Raw genomic sequence first — 26,363 nt, forward strand, 5'->3', positions numbered from 1 at the left:
CCAGTCAGGCGGCGAGGACGTGCTTCAGCTGCTCGACCGCCCAGTCGATTTCGGTGGCGCGGATGACCAGAGGCGGCGCGATCCGGATCGTCTGACCGTGCGTGTCCTTGACGAGCACACCGCGGGCCAGGAGCCGCTCGGCCACCTCACGGCCGGTACCGACCCGCGGATCGATGTCGATGCCCGCCCAGAGACCGGCGACGCGAACGGCGGTGACCCCGTGCCCGACGAGGTCCGCGAGGCGCGATGCGAGGTGCTCCCCGAGTGCGCGCGCCCGCTCCTGGAACTCACCCGTCGAGAGCATCTCGACGACGCGCTCACCGATCGCGGCGGCAAGCGGGTTGCCCCCGAAGGTAGAGCCGTGCTCGCCCGGTCGGATGACGCCCAGGACGTCAGCGTTCGCCACGACAGCCGACAGGGGCAGGATGCCGCCGCCGAGCGCCTTGCCGAGCAGATAGATGTCGGGGACGACACCCTCGCGGTCGCACGCGAAGGTCTCGCCCACCCGGCCAAGCCCAGCCTGGATCTCATCGGCGATCAGCAGCACGTTGTGGCGATCGCAGATCTCGCGGACCGCGCGCAGGTAGCCATCCGGCGGCACGATGACGCCTGCTTCACCCTGGATCGGCTCGAGAAGAACCGCCGCAGTGTTCTCGTCGATGGCTGCCTCGATGGCGGCGGCGTCCCCGAACGGAACCTGCGCGAAGCCGCCACTGTAGGGCCCGAAGGCGTCCCGCGCCGAGGGGTCATCAGAGAACCCGACGATCGTGATGGTGCGGCCGTGGAAGTTCCCGCCCGCGACGATCACACGTGCGGCATCCGCGGGGATGCCCTTGACCCGATAACCCCACGCGCGCGCGACCTTGATGCCGGTCTCGACAGCCTCGGCGCCGGTGTTCATCGGAAGCACCATGTCTTTGCCGGCGAGCTTCGCGAGCGCTGCCGCGAAGGTCCCGAGCTTGTCGTTGTGGTACGCGCGGCTCGTGAGCGTCAGGCGGTTAAGCTGCTCCCGGGCAACGGCAAGCAGAGCCGGATGCCCGTGGCCAAAGTTCAGCGCCGAGTAGGCCGACAGCAGGTCGAGGTAGCGCTTGCCCTCGACATCCGTCACCCAGACCCCTTCGCCGCGGGAGATCACGACCGGCAGGGGATGGTAGTTGTGGGCGAGGTGCTCGTCTTCTGCCCGGATGATCTCGAGCGTGGTCGTGTCGACGGAGATCTGGTCGGCGCTCATACCGACTCCCGCTTCGCGCGCAGCTCGAGCGTGCAGCATTTGATGCCGCCGCCACCGAGAAGGAGCTCGGACAGGTCGATGAGCACCGGGTTGTAGCCGCGCTCGCGCAACTGCGCCTCGAATCCGGTAGCGCGGGGGGAAATGAACACGTTGTATCCGTCGCTTGCCGAGTTCAGCCCGAACACGGCACCGTCGGCATCCGAGACGCGGATGGCGTCGGGGAAGCGCTCGGCGAGGACCTGCTGGCTTGCCTCATCGAAGGCGCCGGGCAGGTACGCGATGTTCGCGGCATCCGGCCCGCCCTGGGCAGCACCGACGACGGGATCGAGCACCGAGATGGCGGTGTCGAGGTGATAGAAACGCGGATCGGTGAGGGTAAGCGACACGACCTCTCTGCCGAAGACCTCACCGACCTCGCGGTGGCTGTCGCCGGTGGACCGGAACCCGGTACCCGCGAGGATGACATTGCCCGCGAGCAGGAAGTCACCCTCGCCCTCGTTGACCTCCTCGGGGATGACGGTCTCGAAGCCTGCGGCACGGAACCACTCGATGAAGTGGCGCTCCTCGCCGGCACGCTCGGCGAAGCGGAACTTCGGCGCGTACGCAATGCCATCGATGATGAAGCCGCCGTTGGCCGTGTAGACCATGTCGGGCAGCCCCTCGGCGGGGTCGATCAGCTCGACCTCGTGCCCGAGCTGCAGATAGGTGTCGTAGAGCACCTGCCACTGCGCGACAGCCTTGGCGGTGTCGGTGGGCTTCGCGGGCTCCATCCACGGGTTGATCGTGTAGCTGACCGTGAAGTGCTCGGGACGGCACATCAGGTAGCGGCGGTGCTGAGCCGTGCGAGTCGTTGGGGCATTGTTTGCGGGCGTCGTAGTCGTCACGTCGTTCTCCAAGAGAGTGCGGCTGGCGGACGCTGTCCAGAGGCCCGACGGAGCAGAAAGATGCCGGCGACACGGGCACGCCGGCATCCATTGTCGCACGATCGTCGCGATCGGCCGAGAGCGTGAGCTCCACGCTTCCAGCGCGCCGGTGCGGCAAAGTCGGATGCCGCAAGTCACCGAAGTGGGATCGCTGAGTCAACTATCTGTCCCTCATGGTCAATTATGGAGGCCCCCGGTCATTCACCATCGTTCTCACGGACCGCGCGGCGATGCGCGCCGCAAGGAAACGAAGGAGTCTCCGTGACGACGATGTACGCATCTGCCCGCGATCTCGCGCAGGCGATCCGTTCGGGTGAGCTCACCTCCCGCGAGCTCGTGGAGCAGGCGATCGCGCGCGCCGACGAGGTGGACGGTGCGATCAACGCGCTCATCTGGCGCAACGACGACGACGCGCTTGCTGCGGCGGATGCCGCGGATGCCGCTATCCGAGCTGGTGACGATGTCGGCCCGTTCCACGGTGTGCCGCTGCCGATCAAGGAGCTCACGTGGGTGGCCGGCCAGCCCGGCACGTTCGGCTCGCTCGGTGTCAGCGATGCGCCCCGCCCCGTCAGCGACCTGGTCGTGGATCGGTTTCGCGAGGCAGGTTTCGTGCTGTTCGGGCGTTCGAACTCCCCCGAGGCGGGCCCCATGTCTGTCACCGAGAACCAACGCTTCGGCATCACGCGCAATCCCTGGAATCTCGACTACTCGCCGGCGGGCTCCTCGGGCGGCGCCGCGGCGGCGGTTGCGGCCGGCATCGTTCCCGTTGCCCACGCCACCGACGGCGGCGGGTCGATCCGGATGCCGTCATCGGCCACCGGGCTCGTCGGGCTCAAGCCTTCCCGCGGCCGCGTCCCCGCACGAGTTCCCACGTGGGAGCACTCCATCGTGGAGGGGGTCATCACCCGCCATGTCGCCGACACCGCCGCGATCCTCGATGCGATCAGCGCTCCCGACTACACCCTGCCCTACGTGGCTCCAGCACCCGCGCGGCCCTTCGTCACCGAGCTCGATGATGACGGTCCGCGCCTGCGCGTCGGACTGGTGCTCGACACCCCCAGTGGTCTGCCGGTGGACCCTGCCGCGGTCGCCGCCACGCGGGATCTCGCTGCAGCCCTGGAGCACCTCGGCCATCACGTGGAGCCGGTGCAGCCCCGGATGCACAGCTTCGAGGCGGTCATGGGATTCGTCGACGTCATCATCAATGCGTGGCTGTGGGCGACGCCGTACGAGAACCCCGACCTGGCCGAGCCTTACATCCGCGCGCGTAAGGAACGCGCCCTCGGACATCACTCCGGCCAGTACGCGATCGCCGCGGCGCGCCTGTACGCCGAGAACGTCGACATCCTCGCCCAGTGGGGCCGCGACTTCGACGTGCTGCTGACGCCGACCATGGCAACCCTGCCGCCGCTGGTGGGCACGGTCCTGGCCGAGGCCAACGAGCAGTTCGATGGTCCGCGTGAGACAGAGAACCGGATGATCGCCTTCACAGCCTTCGCCAACATCACCGGTCAGCCAGCGATCTCTCTTCCCGTCGGCATGTCCCCGTCGGGGCTGCCCGTCGGCGCACAGCTGATCGGCGGGCCCTTCGACGAAGCGACTCTGATCCGCCTCGCGGCATCCGTCGAGCCCGCCTTCGGCTGGACGCAGCTCCGCCCCGATCTCTCGCACGTTCCGGTGTGACACACAGCCACCCCACCACCCACCAGAGAAAGACAAAGGAGCACGTTATGTCCTTGCATCACCACGCAAAGAAGCGCGGTCTGATCGCAGCATCCGCCGCCGTCGCCGCCGTCGCAGCCCTCATCCTGAGCGGCTGTTCCACAACGACCGACACACCCTCGGCCACGGAGTCCGCCGGCGCGGTCCCCACCGATGTCAGCGCCGCCGTCGCGGCAGCCTACGAGGGCACCTCCGGCCCGTTGCCCGCCGAGTCCCCAGAGGTATCGGCCGGCCACGACGTCTGGATCGTCTCGGCCTTCCAGATGGTCCCCGGCCTGGCCTACCTCGCCGAGCAGCTCAGCGCAGCCACCGACACTCTCGGGTGGGACTCGGAGATATGCGACGGACAGAACAACGCCAACAGCGGCTGGGCCAACTGCATCCGTCAGGGCGTCGCGGCCGGCGCCGACAGCATCGTGCTGCTGAGCGTCGACTGCGCTCCGGTCAAGCAGGCCCTCGCTGAAGCCAAGACCGCCGGCATCGCGATCGCAGGCGTTTCGTCGTTCGACTGCGACGACCCGAGCCAGGGCGCGTCCGAGGCGATGTTCGACACCGAGGTCCAATACGGCGAGGGCATCGACGGCGTCGCCGACTTCTTCGAGAAGAGCGGGCGCCTGCGCGCTGACTACATCATCGAACAGACCGGCGGGAACGCGAAGGTTCTCCATGTCGCCTTCGAGGGCGTCGCGATCGGCGACTACCTAAGCAAGGGCTTCGAAGAGGAGCTGGCTGAGAAGTGCCCGGACTGCGAGATCGTGAACACCGTCTCGATTACCCCCGCGGACATCGCACAGATGCGCCAGAAGTTCGAGACCGGGCTGCTGCAGGCGACGGATGCCAATGCGATCGTCGTCGACCTCGGCTTCATGCTCGCCGGCGGCATCCAGCAGTCGATCGTCTCCAACAACGCTGCAGACGGGCGCGTCGTCCTCGGCGGCGAGTGCACGCAGGACGAGATCGGTTACATCCGCGACGGGGATGGCATCCAAGCCTGCATCGCGATCTCGAATGGGCGCGCCGCGTGGTCGTTGGCCGACCAGCTCAACCGCTTCTTCAGCGGTCAGGAAGCGGTCAAGGATGGGATCGGCTGGACGCTGTTGGATGCAGAGTCGCCGAACCTCCCACCCGCGGGTGAGAACTACGACGGTCCGCTGGACTACCGCAGCGGCTACGCGGAGCTCTGGGGCCTGTCGTGAGCTCAGCCTCCGCTCTGCTGCGAGGAAGCGGTGACCCGGAGCCTGTGCTCCGGGTCACCGGGCTCTCCAAGACATACGCGACAACCGTGGTTCGTGACGTTTCGCTCACTGTCGCGCCGGGCAGAATCCACGCACTTCTCGGCGGCAACGGATCGGGCAAGTCGACCCTGCTGAAGATGATCGCGGGGGTCGTTCCCGCCGATCCCGGCGGCACCCTGGTCGTGCACGGACATCGGTACGCGTCCCGCGACTACGCGTCGGGGGATGCCGCCTCGCACGGGCTGCGGTTCGTGCATCAGGACCTGGGGCTTGTCGACCTACTCAGCATCGCGGAGAACTTCGCGCTCGCGGGAGGCTACCCCCGTCCCCTGTGGATCGACGATCGCGCGATCATCGCCGACACGGCCCGCGAACTCGCCCGCCACGGGCTCGCCTTCGACCCACGGATGCCGGTGGGTGCCCTTCGACCCAGCGACCGGACCCGCGTCGCGATCGCCCGGGCGCTGCGGGGTTCCGACGAGGCCGAGCTCACCCTCATCTTGGACGAGCCGACCGCGAGCCTCCCGATCGCCGAAGTCGAGGCGCTTCTCGCCTCGCTACGGCGGCTGCGCGAAGCCGGCCACGGAATCGTGTTCGTCACCCACCGACTCGGGGAGGTGCTCGCGGTTGCCGACGATGTCACGATCCTGCGGGACGGGAAGGTCGCAGCATCCGGCCCCGTCGAGGAGTTCGACGAAGATCGGATCCTCACCGAGATCGCCGGGCACGCGCCCGACCGACTGTCCGCGCCCGCAGGCGTGGCACCCGAAAGCCCCGTCGCCCTCGCGGTGCGCGGGCTCAGTGCCGGACCGCTCGACGGGATCGACCTCGACGTCCATCGGGGCGAGATCGTGGGCGTCGCAGGTCTCGTCGGGTCTGGACGAACCTCCCTGCTGCGAGCGCTGTTCGGCGACCTCCCCTCCCAGGGCAGCGTCCACATCGCCGGAGTCCCGCGCACTCTCCGATCCCCCGCGGATGCGGTAGCTGCCGGCATCGCGCTCGTGCCCGAGGATCGACTGCGCGAAGCGGCGTTCTCCGAGTTCGCGATCTGGGAAAACCTCGCAGCCATCCCCACGCCCGCGCACCGCCGCTGGTACGGACTGTCGTCTCGCGCACAGCGGCGCGCCGCCCCCGCCATCATGCGGGACTTCCGTGTCCGCGCGGATTCCGCAGCATCGGCTCTCGCAAGCCTCTCGGGCGGCAATCAACAGAAGGTCATCCTTGCCCGCTGGATGCAGCGAGCGCCGGCCATCCTGCTGCTTGACGAACCAACCCAGGGAGTCGACGCCGTCGCCCGCGACGAAATCCACCGCCTCATCCGCCGTAGTGTCAGCGCCGGCGCAGCGGCAATCGTGGTGTCCAGCGATGTCGACGAGCTCGAGCAGCTGTGCGACACCGTCATCGTCCTGCGCAACGGACGCTTGACGACCCGATTCAGCGGTGCCCAGGTGCGCCGCGAGACCCTCACCGCCGCAATGCAGCAGGCGGATGACCAGCCCGGAGCAATGCCATGACCGACACCATGCCCCCCTCGACCATCCCCGCCACCTCGACGCTGCCGGTTCCGCCCGACAAGCCCCGGCGCTCGATCGGCACCACCATCGAGCAGTACGGGCTCCTCATCCTCGTCGCGGTCATGATCATCGTGTTCTCGGTGCTGCCGTCGTCGGGACCGGCGTTTCGCAGCATCCTGAACGTACAAACCCTCGTCGCGAATCAGTCGGTGGGCCTCATTGTTGCGATCGCCCTGCTGTTTCCCCTGGCAGCAGGCTTCTTCGACTTCTCGGTCGGCGCCGTTGCGTCGGCCAGCTGCTTGCTCCTGGCGGCAACGACCGCGACCTACGGCTGGCCGCTGTGGCTCGGCATCCTCACCGCGCTCGCCTTCGGCGTCGGGATCGGCGCCGGCCTCGGGTGGATGGTCGCGTACCTCCAGGTGAATCCGTTCATCTCGACGCTCGGGGTCGCGACTCTCCTCGGCGGCGTGATCTTCGCCTATACGGGCGGACTTCAGATCACCAACGGCATCCCGGAGCTGCTGCCGGTCATCGGGTCAGGATCGCTCGGTGGCGTCCCGATCATCGCTGTTGTCGCGACGGTCATCGCGGTAGCCGCCTGGTGGCTGATGTCCAAGACGGCATTCGGACGCCACTTCTACGCCGTCGGGGCGAACCCGCGCGCGACACACCTCCTGGGAGTCGATGTGCGGCGCGTGCAGCTGCTCTCGTTCGTCGCCTCCAGCACGACGGCGGCCGTGGCCGGCATCCTGCTGCTTGCCCGGCAGGGCGCGGCAACCTCCGACAGCGGGATGACGATGCTCTTCCCTGCTCTGACGGCCGTACTTCTCGGCACGATCGTGATCCATGTCGGGCGCCCCTCCGTTCCGGGCACCGTCATCGGGCTGCTGTTCATCGCGGTCCTCGTGAGCGGGCTGACCCTCTCGGGCGCGCCCGCGTGGGTCGGACAGGTCTTCAATGGTGCAGCCTTGCTGATCGCGGTAGCCTTCGCGAGACTCGCGCGTGGATCGAAGGCTGCAGCGCGAACAGTATGAGAGGCGGCGCGGCGATGGATGCGGACGGTGGCCGCCGCGAGGCCCTCATGTTCGGGTGGCTCGAGCCCGACGGAGAGAAGTTCGATCGCGCACAGGACACCAGCGACGCGATCCTGGTCTCCACGCCCGAGGGGCAGGCCCTGCCGCAGTTCGGCATCCGATTTCAGATCGGGCGGATCGAGGTGGCCAACATTACGGGGGGCCCCGTGGATGTCGAGCCCCTGCCCACCGCACGCGAATGGCGCGGGCTGATTCTCGGCTACCTGCACGCGGGCTCCCTGACCATCACGCAGGAGTCCCGCACCCTGGCGCTGTCGGCGGGTCAGTTCGTCTTCTACACCGGAGCGCAGCGGTACCGGATCACGGCCGACGGCCCGCACGAGTTCCTGGTCGTGCGCATCCCGACCGCATCGATCGCCCTGCGCCACAGTCATTTCGCCGACGCGATCGCCACCGACCTGTCGGCCACGCCTTCGGCGCCCCTGCTACGCGCACTGCTCGAGGAGTTGTCGCGACTCACGGTACCGCCGAGCCTCGCCGCGGGTGCTCACGTGTCCGACGCACTCATCGCCGCCGCCCACGCCGTGATCGCCGACTCTCGGCATCCGGGTTCGGCAGCCGTCACTTCCCGGTTCCACGCGTTCGTACTGTGGCTTGAGGATCACCTCGCCGACGACGGGCTGAGCGCCGAAGACGTGGCCCAGGCGCACTTCGTCTCGACGCGGTATGTGCGGCGCGTCTTCGCGGCCAACGGAACGACGGTCTCGGCGCTGATCCGCCAGCGCCGGCTCGAGCAGATCCGCAACGACCTGGTCGATCCGGCATACCGCGACACCCCGATCCGCACGGTTGCCGAGCGGTGGGGACTGGCCGATCCCGCCGTGTTCAGCCGCGCCTTCGCACGCCAGTTCGGTCTGCCACCCCGCCGCTACCGGGCTCTCCACATGCGGCAGGGGCAACCCGATGCGCGGGACTGGCACCAGCCGGCGATCGAGCCCACGCCAGAGCCCGCCGGCCCGGTCGGAGGCTGAAGCCTCGGTCGGACGCATCCGCGGCAGCTCTCCGACCACAGCGGATCGCTCCGACCGAAGCGGATCACTCGACAGTGACGACCACCTTGCCGACGGCGTGTCCCGCATCCACGTGAGCGAGCGCGTCGCGTGCCTTGTCGAACGGGTAGGTCGTCTGGACCACGGGACGAATGCTGCCGTCGCCGGTCAGCTCCAGCAGCCGCGCCAGGATCTCAGGTTTCGCAGTGGCGGCGAGAGAACGGATGCGGCGGCGTCGCCGCGACACGAAGACGGCTTTCAGCATCCGGCCCATCGGACCGAGGACCTTTCCCCCAGCGCCCGAGACGAGCACGACGGTGCCACCGTCCCGCAGCAGCCCCTGGAGTTGGGTGAGCGGGGCGGTGCCGGCGATGTCGATCACCGCGTCGAAGGATCCCGCGGGAAGCTCGGGTGAGCCCGGCTGCACCCGCCTGTAGTCGAACGCGCGGCCGGCCCCGAGGTCAGTCACCAGATCGAGCGCTCGCTCGCCGGCCAGCGCCCACACCTCGGCGCCGCGGTGGGCAGCAAGCTGCACTGCGTAGGTGCCCACGCCTCCTGCCGCACCGAGCACGAGCACGCGACTGCCGGAAGCGACGCGCGCGGCATCCAGCGCCTGCCAGGCCGTGCCACCCGATACGGGTAGCGCGGCGGCGACGGGCGCAGACACTTCGGCCGGGCGGCTGACCGCGCGAGCGGCGGGCATGATCGCGTATTCGGCGAGGCCGCCGCCCACACCGACCTCGGCCACCACCTCGTCGCCAGGGCGAAAGGACGTGAACCCCGAGCCGACGGCGATGACAGTGCCCGCGACATCCATCCCTCGTGTGCGAGCCCGAGGGCGACGGATGCCGAAAGCCAGCCGCACGAGCGAGGGATCGCCACGCATCAGGCGCACGTCTCCGGCGTGGATGCCGCACGCTCGCACGCGGACGAGAAGGTCAGTAGCGCCTGGCGCGGGGACCGGAACCAGGGCGGGTTCGACGACCTCGGGGCCGCCATAGCGGCGCTGGAGCCAGGCGCGCATCGTGGTCGCTGGCGTTGTCATGCTGTCGCTCCGTCCGGGGCATCCGTTGGGTACTGGAAGAGGTCGTCGATCGCGACCCCGAACAGCCGCGCGAGCTGAAAGGCGAGCTCGAGCGACGGGGAGTACTTGCTCTGCTCGATCGCGATGAGCGTTTGCCGCGTGACACCGACCTGTCGGGCCGCCTCGGCCTGGGTCATCCCGGCAGCCTCACGGGTCGCGCGAATGGAATTGGTGATTCTCGTCGGTTTAGCCATTACGGCATCCCGCGCCGATAGACGACGATGCGGGCGATACCGCCGATGAAAGCGGAGAGGAAGAAGCCGAAGAAGACGGCATTGCCGATCCAGAACCACTCGGCCTGCACCATCGCCAGGATGAGCGCTGCCAGCCCACCGATGACCAGGAACGCCTGACCCACCCGGTCACCGAGGTGCTCGATCTCCCGGTCGCGCTGGTCAGCACGGTGTTCCTCGTCGGGGTCGCGCATTCCCGCGCCGATTCCCCACAGGATGCTGATCACGATCGAAACCACGATGGCCCCGCCGATCGTCCAGACCATGGGCCACTGCCAGGCAATCTCACCGACCGGGGTGCTCCCCAGCTGGGGCAGCACGAGCGCGAGATACACGGCCGTCCCCGCGGCGCTTGCAATCAGTTGTGACCAGGTGTTTCTCTCGACGTACCCCATGTCGGCCCCTCGCTTTGATGTATAGAATCTTTAACATTGTCGAGCGTACGACCCCCGCGCTCACTATGTCAAGTTTTCTTTACATCGCGAGGACTGCGGTGCGTGTCAGGCCAGGCCGAGGCGCGAGAGGTAGTCGTTGGTGAACCGGCCGCCGGGGTCCATTCGCGAGCGGAGAACCGCGAACTCGTCCCATCTCGGGTACCTGCTGCGGATGCGGTCGGCATCCATCGTGAAGACCTTGCCCCAGTGGGGCCGTGCCGACGCGGGCAGGGCGTCTTCGATGCGCGGCAGCAGCGCTTCAACACCGGCCGAGTCGGGTCGCCACGTGAAATGAAGACCGACGGTCTCACGCCCGAACGCGGGGCTCAGCCACAGGTCATCGGCTGCCATCGTGCGCACCTCGCACACGTAAAGCAGCGGGGCGATCGCCGGCGCGAGCGCTCTCAGCGCCTCGACCGCGCCGGGAACATCGCGCCGGTCGACGAGGTACTCGCTCTGCAGTTCCGCGCCGGCCGACGGCGTGAACTCGAGTCGGAAGTGCGGCAGCCGCGAGTGCCACGGACCCGGAACTCCGCCCTGCACCGTGCACGGCTCGGGTCCGACCCCGGGCACCGGATGCCGCGGGCCGTCCGCCTCGCGCCCGCCGGCTGACAGCACGGCGTCGGCATTCGCTCGCCCCGGTCGGGCCTTGACCCAGATCTGGTCGATCGTGTCGGTGTCCTGCCACGTGGTGAACAGGCTGACACTGTCTCCCGCGCCTGTGACCGCGTCGAACCGGGCGAGCACGTCGTCCCATCGGGCGCTGTCATAGACCGTCTGCGCGATCTCGTATGCCGGTTCGAGCTCGAGCGTCAGATGCGTGACGATGCCGAGCGCACCCAGTCCTACGACGACGCCGTCGAAGTCAGGATCGCCGCGTCGCAGCGTCAGCGTCTCGCCGTCGGCGGTCACCAGCTCGACGCCGAGCACCTGGGTTGCGAGCGACCCGGTCCGATCCCCCGAACCGTGCGTCCCGGTCTGCACAGCGCCGGCGACAGAGATGTGCGGCAGCGAGGCGAGGTTGGCGAGCGCGAACCCGGCGGCATCCAGAGCAGGCACCAGATCGCCGTGGCGAAGGCCCGCCGAGACGCGAGCCGTGGCGGCATCCGTGTCGATCTCGATCTCGCGCGGCATCCTCGCGAGCGACACGAGCACGCCATCCGTGTCGGCGATCGGGCTGAACGAGTGCCGGCCTCCGAGCGCCCGCACCCGCGGAGTCCGGGTGACGATCTCGGAAAGCTCGCCGAGGCTCGCAGGCTCCTGCACCTCCACGGCTCGATACGTGAGGTTCCCCGCCCAGTTCGTCGCGACCATGCCCCCATTCCAGCACGCCCGTGCCGCGCGATGCGGGCTCGGCCCGTCGCAACGGCGCACGGTTTCTCCGACACGCTGCCCCACGGATGCCGACCCCGGCGCGTCGCACAGGATCTGCGCCGTTGCGACCTGCCGTCCATACGCCGGGGCCCCGGTGTTAGCGTGTGACTGGCGAGAGGAGGCCGACGGATGCGTAACGCGCCCACTGCGCTGCTCTCCCTCATCCTCTCGACGCTCGGCCTGCTGACGCTCGCCGATGCGAACACCGTGACGCTCGCGGTTGTCGTCGTCACCACCATCGCGCTCGCCGTCCTCGCCCTCCATGCGATCTCGCGCCCGGGCTCAGCCCGGCAACGCCTCGCCCGAGCCGGCGGACAGATCGACCCCTCCGCGCTGGTGGAGCAGAGCGACCCGGATGCCGAGGGCCACGCCCGCCCGAGGGCCCCGGGACTCGCGGCCTAGGCCGCACCCGTTCGTTCGCCTCTTCCGGAGTTCGCGCACGCATCCGTTATGGCGTGCACCCGGACGTTCGATGACCCTGCGGCCAGACGCACCCGCATCCGTCATCGACCCTCCGGGAGTCCGCCATGGACCTGTTCGCCTTCCCTCCACTCGCCTTCCTTCTCGACACCGCTTACCAAACCCTCATGGGCATATCTGACCTGCTCGCGCCTCTCGCGGGCGCCGCGTCAGCCGCCCTCGCCATCGTCGTCATCACCCTCCTCGTGCGCGCGGCGCTCATCCCTGCCGGCATCGCGCAGGCTCGCTCCGAGCAGGTGCGCGCGCGCCTCGCACCCCGACTGCGGGAGATCCAGAAGCGGTTCCGGAAGAACCCCGAACGGATGCAGCGCGAGATGATGCAGCTGTACCGCGACGAGAACACCTCACCGCTCGCCGGTATCCTGCCCGCCCTGATCCAGGCCCCGATCGTCGGCCTGATCTACGCCATTTTCCTGCGCACGACGGTCGCCGGTCACCCGAACGACCTGCTGGCCGAGCACCTCATCGGCGTACCGCTGGGCACCAGTCTTGTCGCGTCATTCGGTGCGTTCGGGATCGAGACGGCGATCGTGTTCGGCATCCTGATCGTGCTGATGGCGGCTGTCGCAGAGGTCACACGGCGCGTGTTCCGCCCGGCGTTTCCCGTAGAGCCGGATGCGTCACCACTGGCATCCGTCGGTGTGCAGCGCGGGCTCGGATTCCTGCCGTACCTCAGCGTGGTGTTCGCGGCGTTCGTACCGCTCGCGGCCGCGATCTACCTCGCCGTGACGGTCACCTGGACCCTCGGCCAGCGCTGGATCCTGCGGCGGATCTACCCGATCGAGTGATGCCGCGGTCACAACGGCGCACGGCGTAGCCGACACGCCGGCATCCGAATGCCGCCAACGGCGTGTCGGGCAAGATCTGCGCCGTTGCGACCAAGCAACCGCACCGCCCGCGTGGGGTTCTCGCGGCTAGATCACCTCGGCAGACCATGCGTCGGGGTTGCCGAAGCGGTGGGCGGTGATGGTGATCGACTGCTCGTGCAGGAACGGGAGCAGCTCGATGCGGCCCGCCGTGGTGACCTCGTTGTCATAGATCGCGACATCCGGATCCCCGCCGACCGCCTCGGCGAGAGATCGGTGCAGCGCCGCAACGGCGTCGGAACCGCCCACGAGCCGCACGCGGGGCGGACGGATTGGCCGGGGCTCGCCGGCAACGGCATCCGCGACATCCTGCTCGGGGCGGGCGACGCGGTCGAGCCACTCGTCCTCGGTCTCGACGAAGACGTTGACGTCCTGATCGCTGAGCGCGCGGCGCACAGCCGCGGGAAGGCCGACGGGGGCGCTGACGGTGGTCGCCGATCCGGTGCGGATGCCGGCGAGGATGACGCGCAGCAGCGCTTGCCACGTCGCATCCCCCGTCGCCCGGATCGCGACCTCGACAGGCCGATAACGGAAGAGGTTTCGCTCGACACCGAGCCGCGAGACATCCGTGACGCGGCCGAATTCGTCGTTCCATGCGACGGCGTCCGAGAGTGCGGCGCGGCGAAGCCACTCGAACGCGGGGTAATCGAGTGATGCCTGAGCAGCTTCGATGACCGTCGTGATCCGCGAATCGAGGCCGCGCAGGTGCAGCGTCGACGAGGGGGCACCGGCATCCGTCCCCCGCCACCTGCCGAGGCCGATCAGGTAGTTCGGTCCGCCAGCCTTCGTGCCGGGCCCGACCGACGAGCGCTTCCAGCCACCGAACGGCTGACGTTGCACGATCGCTCCCGTGATCCCGCGGTTCACGTAAAGGTTGCCGGCCTCGACGGTGTCGAGCCACAGCGCGAGATCGTCGGGGTTCTGCGTGTACAGACCCGCGGTGAGGCCGTACGCGACGGCGTTCTGCAGCTCGATCGCGTGGGCAAGGGAGTTCGCGTGCATGATCCCGAGCACGGGTCCGAAGAACTCCTCGAGGTGCACGCGCGACCCCGGCTGAACCCCGACCCGGATGCCGGGGCGGAAGAACCGGCCGGCAAACTCGGGCCCGAAGTCGAGCGGCTCGGGGGCGACGAGCCACTGCTCGCCCTCATCGAGGGTCGTCAGCGCCCACTCCAGCTTGCCGCGGGGCGGTTCGACCACCGGCCCCATCTCGGAGCGCGGATCGGTCGGTGGTCCTACCCGCAGCGAGGTCGCGGCATCCACGAGCTGCCGCGCGAAGCGCTCCGAGCGCCCGACCGGGCCGACGAGTATCGCGAGCGATGCTGCGGAACACTTCTGCCCCGCGTGCCCGAAGGCACTCTTGATGAGATCGGATGCCGCGAGGTCGAGGTCCGCGGACGGCATGATGACCATGGCGTTCTTGCCGCTCGTTTCAGCGAGAAGGGGCAGATCAGGACGCCAAGAGCGGAACAGGGATGCGGTCTCGAACGAGCCGGTCAGGATGACGCGGTCGACATCCGGATGCGAAATCAACTGCTGCCCGAGGCCACCCTCGTCAATGTCAACCAGGGCGAGGACGTCCCGGGGCACGCCAGCCGACCAGAGGGCCTCCGCCACCACCGCAGCGCAGCGTCTCGCCTGCGGCGCCGGTTTGAAGATCACACCCGAGCCCGCGGCGAGCGCAGCCAGCACGCCGCCCGCGGGAATCGCGATGGGAAAGTTCCATGGTGGGGTGATCACCGTGAGGCGCGCGGGCACGAACACCGCACCGCTGACACGATCGAGCTCTCGCGCGGTCGCGGCGTAGTAGTTCGCGAAGTCGACAGCCTCGCTCACCTCGACATCCGCCTCAGCGAAGACCTTGCCCGTCTCGGATCCAGCGACCTCGATCAGTTCGCCGCGCCGGGCTTCCAATGCCCGCGCCGCGGCCTGCAGCACTGCCGATCGGTCGGCCGCCGGCATCGCGCCCCACCGAGATGCCGCGTCGCGGACTCCGGCGATGATCTCCTCAAGCCGATCGGCATCCGTGACCCGAGATGCCTCGATCGTCGCATCCCCTGCCGTCGACACCGCCATGCGCTCCAGGACGTGCCGCGCCCACTCGCGGTTCGCCGGGAGTGCCGGGTCGGTGTCACGCGCGTTGCGGAACCCCGGCGCGCCCGTGGCCACGCCATCCGATTCGGTCGCGGAGTAGATCGCCGTCTCGACGTATTCGACACCACCGAAGCGGGCGATGCCATCGTCGGATGCCGCGGAACTCGCGATCCCGAGCACGGCCTGTGTCAGGCCACCGGCTTGCGGCGAAGGAGCGTCGCGAAGGATGCGGGACTCGGCAGCGCCGTCAGCGTATTCCTCCGCCCCCCGGTTCTGTCGACGGTTGGGGCCGGCCGAGAGCCCCGCCTCAGCGGAGCGCTCGAGCGATGCGATGAAGCGATCCCGCTCCCGCTCGAACAGCGCCGGGTCGTCGGCCAGATCGAACGCCGCCGACAGGAAGTTCTCACTCGATGCGTTCTCTTCGAGTCGGCGCACCAGATAACTGATCGCAACGTCGAACTCCTGCGGGTGCACAACTGGCACGTACAGGAGCACGTGTCCGACCTCGCGCGAGATTGCCGCGACCTGCCCCTGCGCCATGCCCAGGAGCATCTCGACCTCGATGTCTTCGCGCACACCCCGCTCGCCGGCCAGCAGCCACGCGTATGCGATGTCGAAGACGTTATGTCCCGCGACGCCGAGCCGCACGGCATCCGTGTTCTTGGGCTGCAGCGCCTCGTCGAGGCAGCGCAGGTAGTTGGCATCGGTGTCGAGCTTGCGGTCGTAGGTCGCCAGGGGCCAGTCGTGCATGATCGCGTCCACTCGCTCCATCGCGAGGTTGGCGCCCTTGACGAGCCGGATCTTGATGCGAGCACCGCCGCCCGCGACGCGCTGGCGCGCCCAGGCCGTGAGCTCCCGCAGGGCGGGGAGCGCATCGGGCAGATAGGCCTGCAGCACGATCCCCGCCTCGAGGTCGCGCAGCCGCTCATCCTCGAGGATGCGAGTGAACACCGCGATCGTCAGGTCGAGGTCGCGGTACTCCTCCATGTCGAGGTTGATGAAGGTGCGGCCACCGTTCTCTGGCAGCCCCGCGGCGGCGGTGAGGTACAGCGGCGTGAGGCGTTCGACGACGGCATCCACAAGCTCATCGAAGGCCCACATCGAGATGTGGCTCGCGATCGCCGAGACCTTCACCGAGACGTAGTCGACATCGGGGCGACGGATGAGGTCGTGGATGCCCTCGAGCCGGCGCAGCGCCTCGCGTTCGCCGAGAACAGCTTCACCCAGCAGATTGAGGTTCAGTTTCGCGCCGCCCTCGCGCAGCGCTGCGATCGCCGGCCCGAGCTTTTCGGGGCGCGCGTCGACGACGAGGTGCGAGACCATCTCGCGCAGGGCGCGGCGGGCGATTGGCACGACAGGAGAAGGGAGCACGGGAGCCACCGCCCCGCCAACCTTCACGGCACCCCGGAGGTACCAGGGCAGAAACTCCGGTGCGAGCGGCGCGATGCGAGAGAGCGTGGATGCTGCGGCGGTGAGACTCTCGGGCCGCATGACACCGTCGACGAAGCCGATCGTGAACGGCAGACCGTTCGGATCTTTCAGGACTCCGGCGAGGCGCTGGGCCGAGGCATCCGCGGGGAACTCGGCGGCTTCGGCAACCCAGCGTGCGGCGAGATCGATCGCGCGCTGCGCCAGGTCGCCCGACGGCGCGGGTGGCGCCGTGTCGGGGGTCTCCTGCATGCGATCAGCCTACGTCCGGCCGACCCGCACAAGAGGTTGCAGCTGCCGGGTTCAGGCCCAGATGCTCGGCGCCTCGGCCTTCGTGGGCGGGAGGGCGGATGCCGCCGCCCAGTCGTGGATCCAGGACGAGACATCCGGGGTGTCGTCGGGGCGTCCGACCGCGGCGAAGAACTCGTCGTGGGTGACCGTGCCGCCGGACCGCTTCAGCATCCGCGAACGGATGATCGCACGGGCGAAGATCTCGCCGTTCACGACCGCGCGATGCTCGAGGTACAGCGCCTTGTCGTCGTGGCCAATAAAGCGCGACTCGACGTCGAAGCGCTGCCAGAGCTGGAGCGACTTGCGAAACGAGATCGTCTCGCTCGAGACCACGGCGTACCAGCCCTGCTCACGCATTGCGTCAAGCAAACCCGACCTGATCAGCAGGTCCCAGCGCCCGAGATCGAACAGCGACAGGTATCGACCATTGTTCATGTGCCGCAGGATGTCGATGTCAGTCGGCAGCGTCGTCAGCCGAATCCGCGCGACGCCGGTGGGCGACGCTAGCCCCTCGCGGCGCTTTCGCCGCCGCGCTCGCCACATCACGAGCATCGTTCGCCACATCACGTTCACGAGGGGCGATGCTAGGGGAGAACGCGTCGAGGGGGCACGCGGTTGTGGGATTCCCACAGCGCGGGCCCGCCGCATCCGCTCGTCTTTTGCGCCGATTTCTCTCCCCGTGATCGCCCGCGTAGAGTCTGGCCATGAACGCCGAAACGCAGACGGATGTCGTCGTCAGGCCCGTGCGTGATGTCGACGCACAGGAACTCGGTCGCGTCCACGCGACGTGCTGGCACGAGACCTACGACCACCTCATCAGCAAGGCAGCACTCGAGAACGTCTCGCCGAAGAGACTCGCCGAGCTGTGGACGCACTGGGCCGCCCAGGGCGATGAGTACCGCATGAGCGCGGCGCTCGTTGACGGCGAGATCGTCGGATTCGTCGGGTCGGGACCTGCCCGAGACGACGATGCTCCGCGTGAGCGCGAGCTCTATTTCATCTACCTGCTGCACCGCTTCCACGGCACCGGTGTCGGACAGCAGCTCTTCGACGCCGCGGTCGATGAGGGCGAAGGCCTGTACCTCTGGGTAGCCGCCGACAACCCGCGCGCGCATCGGTTCTACGCTCGCAACGGCTTCGCCCTCGACGGCGCCACCCACGACGAGGCCTTCCTCGGCGAAACACTCACCGAGGTCCGTTTCGTCCGGTGACAGCGGGGCATGACGGGTCGGCTCGAACGGACCGTCGGTGACATCGCTGCAGATCTGGGCGCTCGAGGGCATCCCCGAGATCATCACCGGTGACGACCTCGTCGCCGTGATCGCGCGCGCGGCGGATGGCTCGCTCGCCGACGGCGACATCGTCGTGGTGACCTCGAAGATCGTCTCGAAGGCAGAGGGGCGCTTCGTGGCCGCGGCCGACCGTGAGGATGCCATCACCGCCGAGACCGTGCGTGTCGTCGCGACGCGGGTCGCGGCATCCGGCCACACCACCCGGATCGTCGAGAATCGCCTCGGAATCATCGCGGCGGCTGCGGGCGTCGACGCGTCCAACACGCCCGACGGCACGGTGCTGTTGCTTCCCGTCGATCCGGATGCCTCGGCCCGCGCCGTTGCTGCAGGGCTTCGCGACGTGACCGGCGCCGAGGTCGGCGTCATCATCAGCGACACTCTCGGGCGCGCATGGCGCGAAGGACAGACCGACACCGCGATCGGCGCGGCGGGAATCCGGGTGTTCGATGACCTTCGCGGGGGTACGGATGCCGAGGGCCGGCCGCTCGTCGTGACGATGCCGTGCGTCGCCGACGAACTCGCGGCAGCTGCCGACCTCGTGAAGGGCAAGACAGGGAGGACGCCGGTTGCCGTCGTCCGCGGACGGAGCGACCTTGTCGGTTCGCTCGATCTGCCCGGAGCGCGCTCGATCATCCGTGCACGCGAGCATGACATGTTCCACACCGGCGCGGCCGAGTCCTACGCTGCGGGATACGCAGCGAGTCTGGCTGCCCAGGACGAATCCGGCGTACACGGCGGAGGGGCGAGGCCCTGAGCCCCGCCCCTCCGCCGCTGGCGCATCAGCGCGCGGAGCGCAGCGTCACCTGTCCCGCCGAGACCTCGACCGAGATCGTGCTGTCAGCATCCGGATCACTCCCGAGCTGATTGCGGAAGTTGCCGGCTGAGACATCCGAGGTCACGTCGTACGCCCCGTCGGGAACGACGAGCGTGAGCGAGCCGGCACTCACCCCGGCACGGATGTCGCTGGGCTGAGTGCCGTCAAAGGAGGCATCCATCGACCCGGCACTCACCGTCAGGTCAGCGGTGTCGACATCCGCGAGGTTGAGGATGGCGCGCCCGGCGGACAGGTCGACTGACACGTCCTCGGCTGACCCGTCGAGCGCGAGCTCACCCGCACCGACGGTGAGGCCGACGACACCGAACTCGCCCTCGGCGTGGAACGAGCCCGCGCCCATCTGAAGCTCGGCATCCAGGCCTTCGAGGTCTTCGGGCAGCGTGAGCACGGCCCGGCCGCTGCCCCCGAAGATCCATCCCATCCCCCACTCCCAGCTGGGGGATGCAACGGTGAGGGTGTCACCGTTGCGCTCGAGAGTCCACCGATCCCCACCGAAGGGCGCGGTGACCTCGAGGTCCGCCTCGTCGACATCGGCATACTCCACGGTCAGCGACCCGGCGTTCAGTTCGATCGCGAGCGCGTCGACGCCTGGCACCGCCACCGTCGATGATGCTGTCGACACGGCGGCCGCCCGGATTGTGCTGAAGACCGCCCCGACGACGGTGCCGAGCACGATCAGGGCACCGAGGACGATGATCAGGATGGCGACGACAGTGGACGATCCGCGCGGCCCCGAAGAGGTGGGTCCGGGGTCAGGCGCTGGCACGTCCGGCCCGGCCGGCGCGGAAGGCGCGGCCGGCGGGGGCGTGAGGTTCGTGGTCATGAGAGTTCTCCCGTCTGGGGCGGCATCCCGCCGTGAGCGATGTGGGCGAGGGCGGCGAGCACCCGCCGGTTGCCGGAGTCGTCCTGCTCGAGTTCGAGCTTCTGGAAGACCGCGGTGATGTGCTTTTCGACGCTGCCCTCGCTGATGTGGAGGGTGCGTCCGATGGCCTGGTTCGACTTGCCCTCGGCGATCAGCGCGAGCACGGTGGCTTCCCGGTCGGTGAGTCGCCGCATCCGTTCGTCCCGCGCTCGTCTGCCGAGCAGCTGCGCCACGACCTCGGGGTCGAAGACCGTGCCGCCTGCCGCGATGTCGTCGACGGACTCGAGGAACTCGGCGACGTCGGCCACCCGGTCCTTCAGCAGGTAGCCGAGGGCACCGCCGCGTCCGGCGATGAGCTCACTCGCGTAGCGCTCCTCCACGTACTGCGACAGGACGAGGACGGGAAGCTCGGGCCGCGAAGCACGCAGGCCGACGGCAGCACGGATGCCTTCGTCGGTGCGGGTCGGGGGCAGGCGAACATCCAGGATGCACAGCTGAGGGTCGAGTTCGGCGACAGCTTCGGTCAGGCCGTCGGTGTCGCCGAGGGCCGCGACCACCTCGTGGCCGGCATCCTCGAGCAGGCGAATCAGCCCCTCCCGCAACAGGACCGAGTCTTCGCAGATCACGATGCGCATGGCAGGCTCACTTCCACTGTCGTCGGGCCGCCGATGGGACTGTCGACCGAGAAGGTGCCGCCGGCGCCGATCGCTCGGTTCGAGATGCCGTCCAGTCCCCCGCCGGGAATGATCTGCGCACCGCCGATGCCGTTGTCTTCGATGCGGGCCCAGAGCACGCCACCCTCGCGCTGGCGCACCAGTACCCGCGCTTCGGTCGCACGCGAGTGTTTTGCGGCGTTGGTGAGCGCTTCGGCGATCACGAAGTAGGCGGCAGCTTCCGCGGTCGGTGCGCAGCGCTCCGTGATCCGCACGTCGAGCACGACAGGTACCGGCGATCGCGCGGCCAGGGCTGACAGGGCGGCGTCAAGCCCACGGTCGTCGAGGACAGAGGTGTGGATGCCGCGCGCCAACTGCCGCAGTTCGGTGATCGCTGCCTTCGTAGAGGTGTGGGCCTCGGCGATGAGCTCCTTGGCGGCTGCGGGATCGGAGTCGATCTTCTGCTGAGCGAGGCCCAGAGTCATCCCTACCGAGACGAGCCGCGGCTGCACACCGTCATGTAGGTCGCGTTCGATCCGGGTGCGCTCGACGTCCGCCGCACGCACCGCACCGGCACGCTGGGCCTGGGACTGCCGGGCTTGCTCGGCCAGGAGCGCTTCCCGCGAGGGGATCATGATCGCGCGGGCGAGCACGCCATGCAAGATGGCGAGGCCGACGATGGTTGCCAACGCCAGCAAAGACACGACGATGCCGACCGGAACCGCCCACGCCGTGGACACGTCGATCCACGTGCTGCCCAGGCGCACGGCATCCGCTGTGCCCGCGTACAGGGGCGAGAAGGCAAGCGCGACACCGGACGCTGTGACGCCGACCAGGCTCAGCACGATCCAGCCAAGGATCGTCGCAATCGCACCGTTGGCTACCGCGCGCCACACGCCCGGGTCGATGAACTGCAGCCAGACGGTGTGGAGGAAGCCGCCGAATCCGGACTTGGCGCTGCGCCGAGGGCGACGGGCGGGAAGCCCGAACCGGTAGAGCCCGTCGATGCGCGCGTTCTCAAGCCAGCTCAGCGCGAACAGAACGTAGACGAAGGCGAGCAGGAAGAGGAGTCCGATCCCGATCACGGGCAGAAGACCGAGCCCGACCCCCAGAAGCGTCATGAGAATCGTGAAAACCACGGGCCCGATCACACCGAGGGCCGCGAGCTGGGCTATCGCTCCCGCCACGCGCGCGGGCGTCGCGACCGGCCGAGGTGGCGAATAGGTTGTCGTCATGCCTCCACGGTAGGTTCCGGCATCCGCTTTCCGCGTCCCTGCCAGCCGGTCGAATCGCGGGGGGATAACCCCCGACATTCTGCCGGGTTCGCCGAAGCCCGTCACGGATGCCTCGGCGAACCCACCGTGTCAGCGGCTCGAGACCGTCCCGAACAGACGCGCGATCGGAGCCAGCACGAGCGGGCGGGCAGCAACCCAGGCTGCGGCGATCACGACCAGCGACAGGACGAACAGCCAGAAGCCGACCCAATTGTCGGCGTCGGTCGCCGCGTACATGTGGTTGAGGTTGCGCAGGGCCCCTGTCGCGAACACCAGGATGACGTGGATGACGATGAACACCACGAAGTACAGCATCACCGGGAAGTGGACCTTGCGTGCCCACTCGACCGGATACGCCTTGTTCAACGCCTTGGCGTTCTTGGGCCAGATCCCGCTCATCCGCACGCCGGTGATGATCGCCAGCGGTGCAGCAACGAACACTGTCGTGAAGTAGGCGAGCTGCTGCAGGGAGTTGTAGTTGACCCAGCCGTTCTCGGTCGGCCAATCCAGCGACACGTACTGCAGTGCCGCCGACAGGGCGTTCGGGATGACCTCCCACGACGTCGGCACGATCCGCATCCACTGCCCCGTGACAAACAGCAGCACCACGAAGATGAGGCCGTTGACGATCCAGAGGATGTCGAGGGACTGGTGGAACCAGATCGTCAGGCTGACCTTGCCCTTGGGGTTGTTCCGCGGCGCCCAGAACACGCTCGGGCGCTTCTCGGTGCGGATGGTGAGGCCGGACCGGATGATCAGCACCATCAGGAACACGTTGAAGAAGTGCTGCCAGCCGAGCCACGCCGGGAAGCCCACCGGCGCACCCTCGGGCAGGTGGTATTCGCCGGGGTAGGTCGCGAGGAAGTCCTGCATTCCGTCGAGAGAGAGCAGCCAGCGCACCGCGAGCACCGCCATGCCAGCAGCGAAGAGCAGTCCGAGGCCGCCCACGAAGACGGCGCCCGCCCACTGGGCTTTCGTGAACGGCCCGACGCGGGCGGGTTCTGGCCGCGGCGCGGGGCGGGTGCGGGCTGACGCTCCCACCCAGACCGTCGGCGTGAACGGAAGGGGCACGCTCACATCGAATGCGGGAGCGCTGACCACGGAGGTCGCGACCGGCGCGGCATCCGTCTGCGCTTCGTTTGCCGCAACACGCCGTGCGTCGTCGTCGGGGCCAACGCTGTGCGGCGAACCAACCGCGGCGCCGGATGCCGAGATCGCGGCGACCATCTCGAGTGTCGGCCACGGCTCACCGCCCGGAACGCGAGGCAGCCCCCGACGCACCGCGCGCGCGGAGGCTTGGGTGGAGACGACAACTCCCGCGTGTGCTGCAGTTTCGTGCGACGGCGGCGTATCTTCCCGCAGCTCCTGCACAGACGTGCCGCTGTCGGGCGACGGCGCGGTTGCGGGGGCGGGAACGCCGGCCGCGGCGACGGCGACCACGGATGCCGGCGGCCACGGCTCGCCGCCGGGGACGCGGGGCAAACCCCGGCGCACAGCCCGCGCAGCTGGCGCGACTGTGGCGGCATCCGTCACCGCCGCCACTCCCGCGGGTGCGGCAGTTTCGTGCGACGGCGGCGCATCTTTCCGCAGCTCCTGCGCAGAACTGCCGCTCTCGTGTGAGGCGACGCCGGCAGACACGGATGCCGCAACCGGCGCCTCGGCCGGCGGTACGGATGCCGAACTCAGCGCACCGGGGATCTCACCGGCTGGCGGCCAGGGGTCGCCGCCGGGCGTGCGGGGAAGGCCGCGACGCAGGGTGCGCGCGTAGGTCGCCATCGCGTCAGGCCTTCTTCGCCTGCAGCGTCTCGATCAGCTGCGGCACGACGGTGAAGAGGTCCCCGACGACACCGAAGTCCGCGATCTCGAAAATCGGAGCGTCGGCATCCTTGTTGATCGCGACAATCGTCTTGGCGGTCTGCATTCCAGCCTTGTGCTGGATCGCGCCGGAGATGCCCAGCGCTACATACAACTGCGGCGCAACCGACACGCCGGTCTGTCCGACCTGAGCAGATTGCGCGATGTAGCCGGCGTCCACGGCGGCCCGCGACGCGCCGACGGCGGCGCCCAGCACATCGGCGAGCTCACCGACCAGCGCGAACTTCTCCTCCGAGCCCAGGCCACGGCCACCCGAGACGACCTTCGCCGCGCCGCGCAGCTCGGGGCGGGCGGAGGTCACGACGACCTCTTCGACCGACCCGATGGTCGCCGCCTTGCGACCGGATGCGGCAACGTCAAGGTTCTCTGCGACGAGAGGCTGAGCCTGCGCACGCGCATCGATCGACCCCTGGCGAACCGTGATCACGGGAGCACCGAATGTGGCGGCAGCCTCGACGTTGTAGGCACCACCGTAAACGGAGTGGTGCGCCACGATTCCTTCGTCGTCGCGCGTTACACCGACGGCATCCACGCACAGCGCCGAACGCGACCGCGCAGCATACCGACCCGCCGTCTCGCGCGACTCGATCGAGTGCGACAGCAGCACGGCATCGGGGTCCACGAGCGCGGCAGCAGCAGCAACCGCATCCGTCGCCGGTACACCCAGTGCCTCGCCGAGCCCCGCGGGCGTCGCGGTGAGCACGAGCGCCGCCCCGAGCTCCGCCGCCGCGGGCGCCAAGGCCTCGGCGCTGTCTCCGACGATCAGCGCGACCGGGGTTCCGACACCTGCCGCAGCGCCCAACAGGCCAGCAGCGCTCGGCGCCAGCGCGCCACCGGGGGTGACATCGAGTACGACAAGAACAGCATCAGCTGCGATATCCACCATCATCTGCCCCTTAGACCAACCGGTTCGAGATCAGGAACTCCGCAAGCTGTACGCCAGCGTCGCCCTCGTCGACAACCTTCACACCTGCCGCACGCGGCGGCTTCTGCGCCACCGCGATCATGATCGAGCGCGCCGCATCCGGGTCATCGGCGACGACCCCGAGGTCCGCGAGCGACACCGTGTCGACCGGCTTCTTCTTGGCGGCCATGATGCCCTTGAAGTTCGGGAACCGCGCGTCAGGAAGCCGTTCGGTGATCGAGATCACCGCCGGAAGAGCAGCGGATGCCGTCATCGAGCCACCATCGACCGACCGCTCACCCGAGACCTCGGACTCGGTGATCGTCACAGAGTTCATGCTCGTGATGCTCGGAACATCCAGCAGCTCCGCGATCATCGACGCCATCACCCCGCCAGAGCCGTCCGTGGACTGGTTTCCCGTGATGACGAGGTCGAAGCCAGCGCGGGAGATCGCGGCCGACAGCGCCTGGGCGCTGAGCCCCAGATCGGCGCCCAACAGCGCGTCATCGACGACGTGCACGGCCGATGCCGCCCCCATCGCGAGGGCCTTGCGCACCGATCCGGATGCCGACTCCGGCGCCATCGTCACGACGACGACCTCGGTGCCCGGGTTGGCATCCGCGTACGACAGCGCAACCTCGAGAGAGCGCTCACCGATCTCGTCGATGACAGCTTCGCTGGCACCTCGGTCAGCCAGTCCCGTCTCGAGGTTCAGCACTCGATCCCCCCACGTGTCGGGGACTTCTTTTACCAGGACGAGAATCCTCATCGCGCTCCTCCTTCTTGCTTCGAGTCTATGGTCGCCAGCCCAGGGCGACTTCGGTCACCGGCCGGTGAACCGGGGGGCACGCTTCTCACGGAAAGCTGCCATCCCTTCCTTCTGGTCGTCCAGGGCGAACAGAGCGGCGAACGCCTGCCGTTCGAAGCGAAGACCCTCGGCCAGACCGCTCTCCTGGGACGCGCGCAAGGCGTCTTTGGCCGCGTAGGCGACGGGCAGGGACTTCGCCGCGATCGACTCCGCCACCGCCATCGCCTCGGTGGCAAGGTCCGCTGCCGGAACCACCCGGGACACCAGGCCCGCGCGCTCTGCCTCGACGGCATCCATCATGCGGCCCGTCAGGACGAGCTCGGCAGCCTTGAAGTACCCGATAGCGCGGGTGAGGCGCTGCGTGCCGCCGAGCCCCGGAATGACGCCGAGCGTGATCTCGGGCTGACCGAATTTTGCGGTGTCGGCGGCGAGGATGATGTCGCAGCTCATCGCGAGCTCGCACCCGCCACCGAGCGCGAAGCCGGCGACTGCCGCAACGATCGGTGTGCGGGCGCGACCAAGGGCTTCGAGCCCGACAAAGGGGCTGTCCACGGTCATGTCGCGCACCGTCTTGTCGGCCATCTCCTTGATGTCGGCGCCCGCGGCGAAGGCACGCTCCGAGCCGGTGAGCACGATGCATCCGATCTGCTCATCGGCATCGAAAGCTGCCACCGCGGCCCCGAGTTCGGTCGCGAGTGTCGAGTTCAGCGCGTTGAGCGCCTCGGGGCGGTTCAGCTGGATCCAGCCGACGCGCCCCCGGGTCTCGACCACGATGGTCTGGAACGAGGTTGATTCCGTCATGCTCGTTTTCCTCTCACGCCGCTGGGAGGCAGCCACACCCGCGTCGATCCTGTCGAATGCACCGGCG

General features: G+C 68.6%; 24 protein-coding genes. 9 read left to right on the forward strand and 15 right to left on the reverse strand.

Annotated elements, in window-relative coordinates:
• Positions 1 to 4 precede the first annotated feature (4 nt).
• Entirely contained in the window at positions 5 to 1,231 is a 1,227-nt protein-coding gene (rocD, locus tag AB0O89_RS02625) for an ornithine--oxo-acid transaminase (RefSeq protein ID WP_363493889.1), read from the reverse strand.
• The gene (gene ddaH / locus AB0O89_RS02630) at positions 1,228 to 2,115 is read right to left on the reverse strand and encodes a dimethylargininase (RefSeq protein WP_363493891.1); all 888 of its coding nucleotides are present in this window, start codon (positions 2,113 to 2,115) and stop codon (positions 1,228 to 1,230) included. Before ddaH ends, rocD begins: the two co-directional genes overlap by 4 nt.
• A 309-nt stretch (positions 2,116 to 2,424) precedes the next feature.
• Between ddaH and AB0O89_RS02635 the strand changes: the two genes are divergently transcribed.
• The 5 genes from AB0O89_RS02635 to AB0O89_RS02655 are packed head-to-tail and all read left to right on the forward strand — an operon-like array spanning position 2,425 to position 8,690.
• On the forward strand, positions 2,425 to 3,837 hold the full coding sequence (locus AB0O89_RS02635) for an amidase (RefSeq protein ID WP_363494142.1): 1,413 nt from the start codon (positions 2,425 to 2,427) through the stop codon (positions 3,835 to 3,837).
• Positions 3,838 to 3,884: 47 nt separating this feature from the next.
• The gene (locus tag AB0O89_RS02640; RefSeq protein ID WP_363493893.1) at positions 3,885 to 5,072 is read left to right on the forward strand and encodes a substrate-binding domain-containing protein; all 1,188 of its coding nucleotides are present in this window, start codon (positions 3,885 to 3,887) and stop codon (positions 5,070 to 5,072) included.
• Positions 5,069 to 6,625 carry a sugar ABC transporter ATP-binding protein gene (locus AB0O89_RS02645; protein WP_363493895.1) on the forward strand — a complete coding sequence of 519 codons (1,557 nt, stop codon included), beginning with the start codon at positions 5,069 to 5,071 and terminating at the stop codon, positions 6,623 to 6,625. Before AB0O89_RS02640 ends, AB0O89_RS02645 begins: the two co-directional genes overlap by 4 nt.
• Positions 6,622 to 7,659 (forward strand): ABC transporter permease, encoded by a 1,038-nt coding sequence (locus tag AB0O89_RS02650; RefSeq protein ID WP_363493897.1) that lies wholly within the window; start codon positions 6,622 to 6,624, stop codon positions 7,657 to 7,659. Before AB0O89_RS02645 ends, AB0O89_RS02650 begins: the two co-directional genes overlap by 4 nt.
• Before the next feature lie 14 nt (positions 7,660 to 7,673).
• Entirely contained in the window at positions 7,674 to 8,690 is a 1,017-nt protein-coding gene (locus AB0O89_RS02655; RefSeq protein WP_363493899.1) for a helix-turn-helix domain-containing protein, read from the forward strand.
• A 64-nt stretch (positions 8,691 to 8,754) separates the two neighbouring features.
• Here the strand turns inward: AB0O89_RS02655 and AB0O89_RS02660 are convergent, their stop codons facing one another.
• The 4 genes from AB0O89_RS02660 to AB0O89_RS02675 all read right to left on the reverse strand — a co-directional run bounded on the left by AB0O89_RS02660 (position 8,755) and on the right by AB0O89_RS02675 (position 11,773).
• Positions 8,755 to 9,753: an NAD(P)-dependent alcohol dehydrogenase gene (locus AB0O89_RS02660; RefSeq protein ID WP_363493901.1), complete on the reverse strand. Its 999-nt coding sequence runs from the start codon at positions 9,751 to 9,753 to the stop codon at positions 8,755 to 8,757.
• Entirely contained in the window at positions 9,750 to 9,986 is a 237-nt protein-coding gene (locus tag AB0O89_RS02665; protein ID WP_363493903.1) for a helix-turn-helix transcriptional regulator, read from the reverse strand. Before AB0O89_RS02665 ends, AB0O89_RS02660 begins: the two co-directional genes overlap by 4 nt.
• A complete protein-coding gene (locus AB0O89_RS02670; protein ID WP_363493905.1) occupies positions 9,986 to 10,420 on the reverse strand; it encodes a hypothetical protein in 435 nt (144 codons plus the stop codon). The genes AB0O89_RS02665 and AB0O89_RS02670 overlap by 1 nt, the downstream gene beginning before the upstream one ends.
• 105 nt (positions 10,421 to 10,525) lie before the next feature.
• Positions 10,526 to 11,773, reverse strand: a complete 1,248-nt coding sequence (locus tag AB0O89_RS02675; RefSeq protein ID WP_363493907.1) for an FAD-binding protein — start codon at positions 11,771 to 11,773, stop codon at positions 10,526 to 10,528.
• 189 nt (positions 11,774 to 11,962) lie between these two features.
• Here AB0O89_RS02675 and AB0O89_RS02680 point away from each other — a divergent pair, with 189 nt between their 5' ends.
• Both AB0O89_RS02680 and AB0O89_RS02685 read left to right on the forward strand, forming a co-directional pair.
• Positions 11,963 to 12,235: a DUF6412 domain-containing protein gene (locus AB0O89_RS02680; protein ID WP_363493909.1), complete on the forward strand. Its 273-nt coding sequence runs from the start codon at positions 11,963 to 11,965 to the stop codon at positions 12,233 to 12,235.
• A 125-nt stretch (positions 12,236 to 12,360) separates the two neighbouring features.
• On the forward strand, positions 12,361 to 13,101 hold the full coding sequence (locus tag AB0O89_RS02685; RefSeq protein ID WP_363493911.1) for a YidC/Oxa1 family membrane protein insertase: 741 nt from the start codon (positions 12,361 to 12,363) through the stop codon (positions 13,099 to 13,101).
• A gap of 126 nt (positions 13,102 to 13,227) precedes the next feature.
• Here the strand turns inward: AB0O89_RS02685 and AB0O89_RS02690 are convergent, their stop codons facing one another.
• Entirely contained in the window at positions 13,228 to 16,953 is a 3,726-nt protein-coding gene (locus AB0O89_RS02690; protein ID WP_363493913.1) for a bifunctional proline dehydrogenase/L-glutamate gamma-semialdehyde dehydrogenase, read from the reverse strand.
• Between the two features lie 51 nt (positions 16,954 to 17,004).
• Positions 17,005 to 17,565 (reverse strand): acyl-CoA thioesterase, encoded by a 561-nt coding sequence (locus AB0O89_RS02695; RefSeq protein ID WP_363493915.1) that lies wholly within the window; start codon positions 17,563 to 17,565, stop codon positions 17,005 to 17,007.
• Positions 17,566 to 17,696: 131 nt separating this feature from the next.
• Between AB0O89_RS02695 and AB0O89_RS02700 the strand changes: the two genes are divergently transcribed.
• Positions 17,697 to 18,203, forward strand: coding sequence for a GNAT family N-acetyltransferase (locus AB0O89_RS02700; protein WP_363493917.1), 507 nt, complete (start codon positions 17,697 to 17,699; stop codon positions 18,201 to 18,203).
• 46 nt (positions 18,204 to 18,249) lie between these two features.
• A complete protein-coding gene (gene cofE, locus AB0O89_RS02705; RefSeq protein WP_363494144.1) occupies positions 18,250 to 19,038 on the forward strand; it encodes a coenzyme F420-0:L-glutamate ligase in 789 nt (262 codons plus the stop codon).
• 25 nt (positions 19,039 to 19,063) lie between these two features.
• Here the strand turns inward: cofE and AB0O89_RS02710 are convergent, their stop codons facing one another.
• From AB0O89_RS02710 to AB0O89_RS02740, 7 genes are all read right to left on the reverse strand, one after another.
• Positions 19,064 to 19,942: a hypothetical protein gene (locus AB0O89_RS02710; protein WP_363493919.1), complete on the reverse strand. Its 879-nt coding sequence runs from the start codon at positions 19,940 to 19,942 to the stop codon at positions 19,064 to 19,066.
• Entirely contained in the window at positions 19,939 to 20,616 is a 678-nt protein-coding gene (locus AB0O89_RS02715) for a response regulator transcription factor (RefSeq protein ID WP_363493922.1), read from the reverse strand. The genes AB0O89_RS02710 and AB0O89_RS02715 overlap by 4 nt, the downstream gene beginning before the upstream one ends.
• Complete coding sequence (locus AB0O89_RS02720; protein ID WP_363493924.1) at positions 20,604 to 21,869, reverse strand: histidine kinase; 1,266 nt, start codon at positions 21,867 to 21,869, stop codon at positions 20,604 to 20,606. Before AB0O89_RS02720 ends, AB0O89_RS02715 begins: the two co-directional genes overlap by 13 nt.
• Positions 21,870 to 21,998: 129 nt before the next feature.
• Positions 21,999 to 23,684 carry a cytochrome b/b6 domain-containing protein gene (locus AB0O89_RS02725; protein WP_363493926.1) on the reverse strand — a complete coding sequence of 562 codons (1,686 nt, stop codon included), beginning with the start codon at positions 23,682 to 23,684 and terminating at the stop codon, positions 21,999 to 22,001.
• A 4-nt stretch (positions 23,685 to 23,688) separates the two neighbouring features.
• Positions 23,689 to 24,669, reverse strand: coding sequence for an electron transfer flavoprotein subunit alpha/FixB family protein (locus AB0O89_RS02730; RefSeq protein ID WP_363493928.1), 981 nt, complete (start codon positions 24,667 to 24,669; stop codon positions 23,689 to 23,691).
• Between the two features lie 10 nt (positions 24,670 to 24,679).
• Positions 24,680 to 25,456 (reverse strand): electron transfer flavoprotein subunit beta/FixA family protein, encoded by a 777-nt coding sequence (locus tag AB0O89_RS02735; protein ID WP_292707515.1) that lies wholly within the window; start codon positions 25,454 to 25,456, stop codon positions 24,680 to 24,682.
• Between the two features lie 54 nt (positions 25,457 to 25,510).
• Entirely contained in the window at positions 25,511 to 26,296 is a 786-nt protein-coding gene (locus AB0O89_RS02740) for an enoyl-CoA hydratase-related protein (protein WP_292707513.1), read from the reverse strand.
• Between the last annotated feature and the right edge of the window lie 67 nt (positions 26,297 to 26,363).

The organism is Microbacterium sp. NPDC076895 (assembly GCF_040687115.1).
In the GTDB taxonomy this organism is placed as follows: domain Bacteria; phylum Actinomycetota; class Actinomycetes; order Actinomycetales; family Microbacteriaceae; genus Microbacterium.

Bases quoted from the DNA above. Each gene is read 5' to 3' on its own strand.
- rocD (WP_363493889.1), bottom strand. From the start codon at position 1,231: ATGAGCGCCGACCAGATCTCCGTCGACACGACCACGCTCGAGATCATC.
- AB0O89_RS02635 (WP_363494142.1), top strand. From the start codon at position 2,425: ATGTACGCATCTGCCCGCGATCTCGCGCAGGCGATCCGTTCGGGTGAG.
- AB0O89_RS02640 (WP_363493893.1), top strand. From the start codon at position 3,885: ATGTCCTTGCATCACCACGCAAAGAAGCGCGGTCTGATCGCAGCATCC.
- AB0O89_RS02650 (WP_363493897.1), top strand. From the start codon at position 6,622: ATGACCGACACCATGCCCCCCTCGACCATCCCCGCCACCTCGACGCTG.
- AB0O89_RS02655 (WP_363493899.1), top strand. From the start codon at position 7,674: ATGGATGCGGACGGTGGCCGCCGCGAGGCCCTCATGTTCGGGTGGCTC.
- AB0O89_RS02660 (WP_363493901.1), bottom strand. From the start codon at position 9,753: ATGACAACGCCAGCGACCACGATGCGCGCCTGGCTCCAGCGCCGCTAT.
- AB0O89_RS02665 (WP_363493903.1), bottom strand. From the start codon at position 9,986: ATGGCTAAACCGACGAGAATCACCAATTCCATTCGCGCGACCCGTGAG.
- AB0O89_RS02670 (WP_363493905.1), bottom strand. From the start codon at position 10,420: ATGGGGTACGTCGAGAGAAACACCTGGTCACAACTGATTGCAAGCGCC.
- AB0O89_RS02675 (WP_363493907.1), bottom strand. From the start codon at position 11,773: ATGGTCGCGACGAACTGGGCGGGGAACCTCACGTATCGAGCCGTGGAG.
- AB0O89_RS02680 (WP_363493909.1), top strand. From the start codon at position 11,963: ATGCGTAACGCGCCCACTGCGCTGCTCTCCCTCATCCTCTCGACGCTC.
- AB0O89_RS02685 (WP_363493911.1), top strand. From the start codon at position 12,361: ATGGACCTGTTCGCCTTCCCTCCACTCGCCTTCCTTCTCGACACCGCT.
- AB0O89_RS02690 (WP_363493913.1), bottom strand. From the start codon at position 16,953: ATGCAGGAGACCCCCGACACGGCGCCACCCGCGCCGTCGGGCGACCTG.
- AB0O89_RS02700 (WP_363493917.1), top strand. From the start codon at position 17,697: ATGAACGCCGAAACGCAGACGGATGTCGTCGTCAGGCCCGTGCGTGAT.
- AB0O89_RS02710 (WP_363493919.1), bottom strand. From the start codon at position 19,942: ATGACCACGAACCTCACGCCCCCGCCGGCCGCGCCTTCCGCGCCGGCC.
- AB0O89_RS02715 (WP_363493922.1), bottom strand. From the start codon at position 20,616: ATGCGCATCGTGATCTGCGAAGACTCGGTCCTGTTGCGGGAGGGGCTG.
- AB0O89_RS02720 (WP_363493924.1), bottom strand. From the start codon at position 21,869: ATGACGACAACCTATTCGCCACCTCGGCCGGTCGCGACGCCCGCGCGC.
- AB0O89_RS02725 (WP_363493926.1), bottom strand. From the start codon at position 23,684: ATGGCGACCTACGCGCGCACCCTGCGTCGCGGCCTTCCCCGCACGCCC.
- AB0O89_RS02730 (WP_363493928.1), bottom strand. From the start codon at position 24,669: ATGGTGGATATCGCAGCTGATGCTGTTCTTGTCGTACTCGATGTCACC.
- AB0O89_RS02735 (WP_292707515.1), bottom strand. From the start codon at position 25,456: ATGAGGATTCTCGTCCTGGTAAAAGAAGTCCCCGACACGTGGGGGGAT.
- AB0O89_RS02740 (WP_292707513.1), bottom strand. From the start codon at position 26,296: ATGACGGAATCAACCTCGTTCCAGACCATCGTGGTCGAGACCCGGGGG.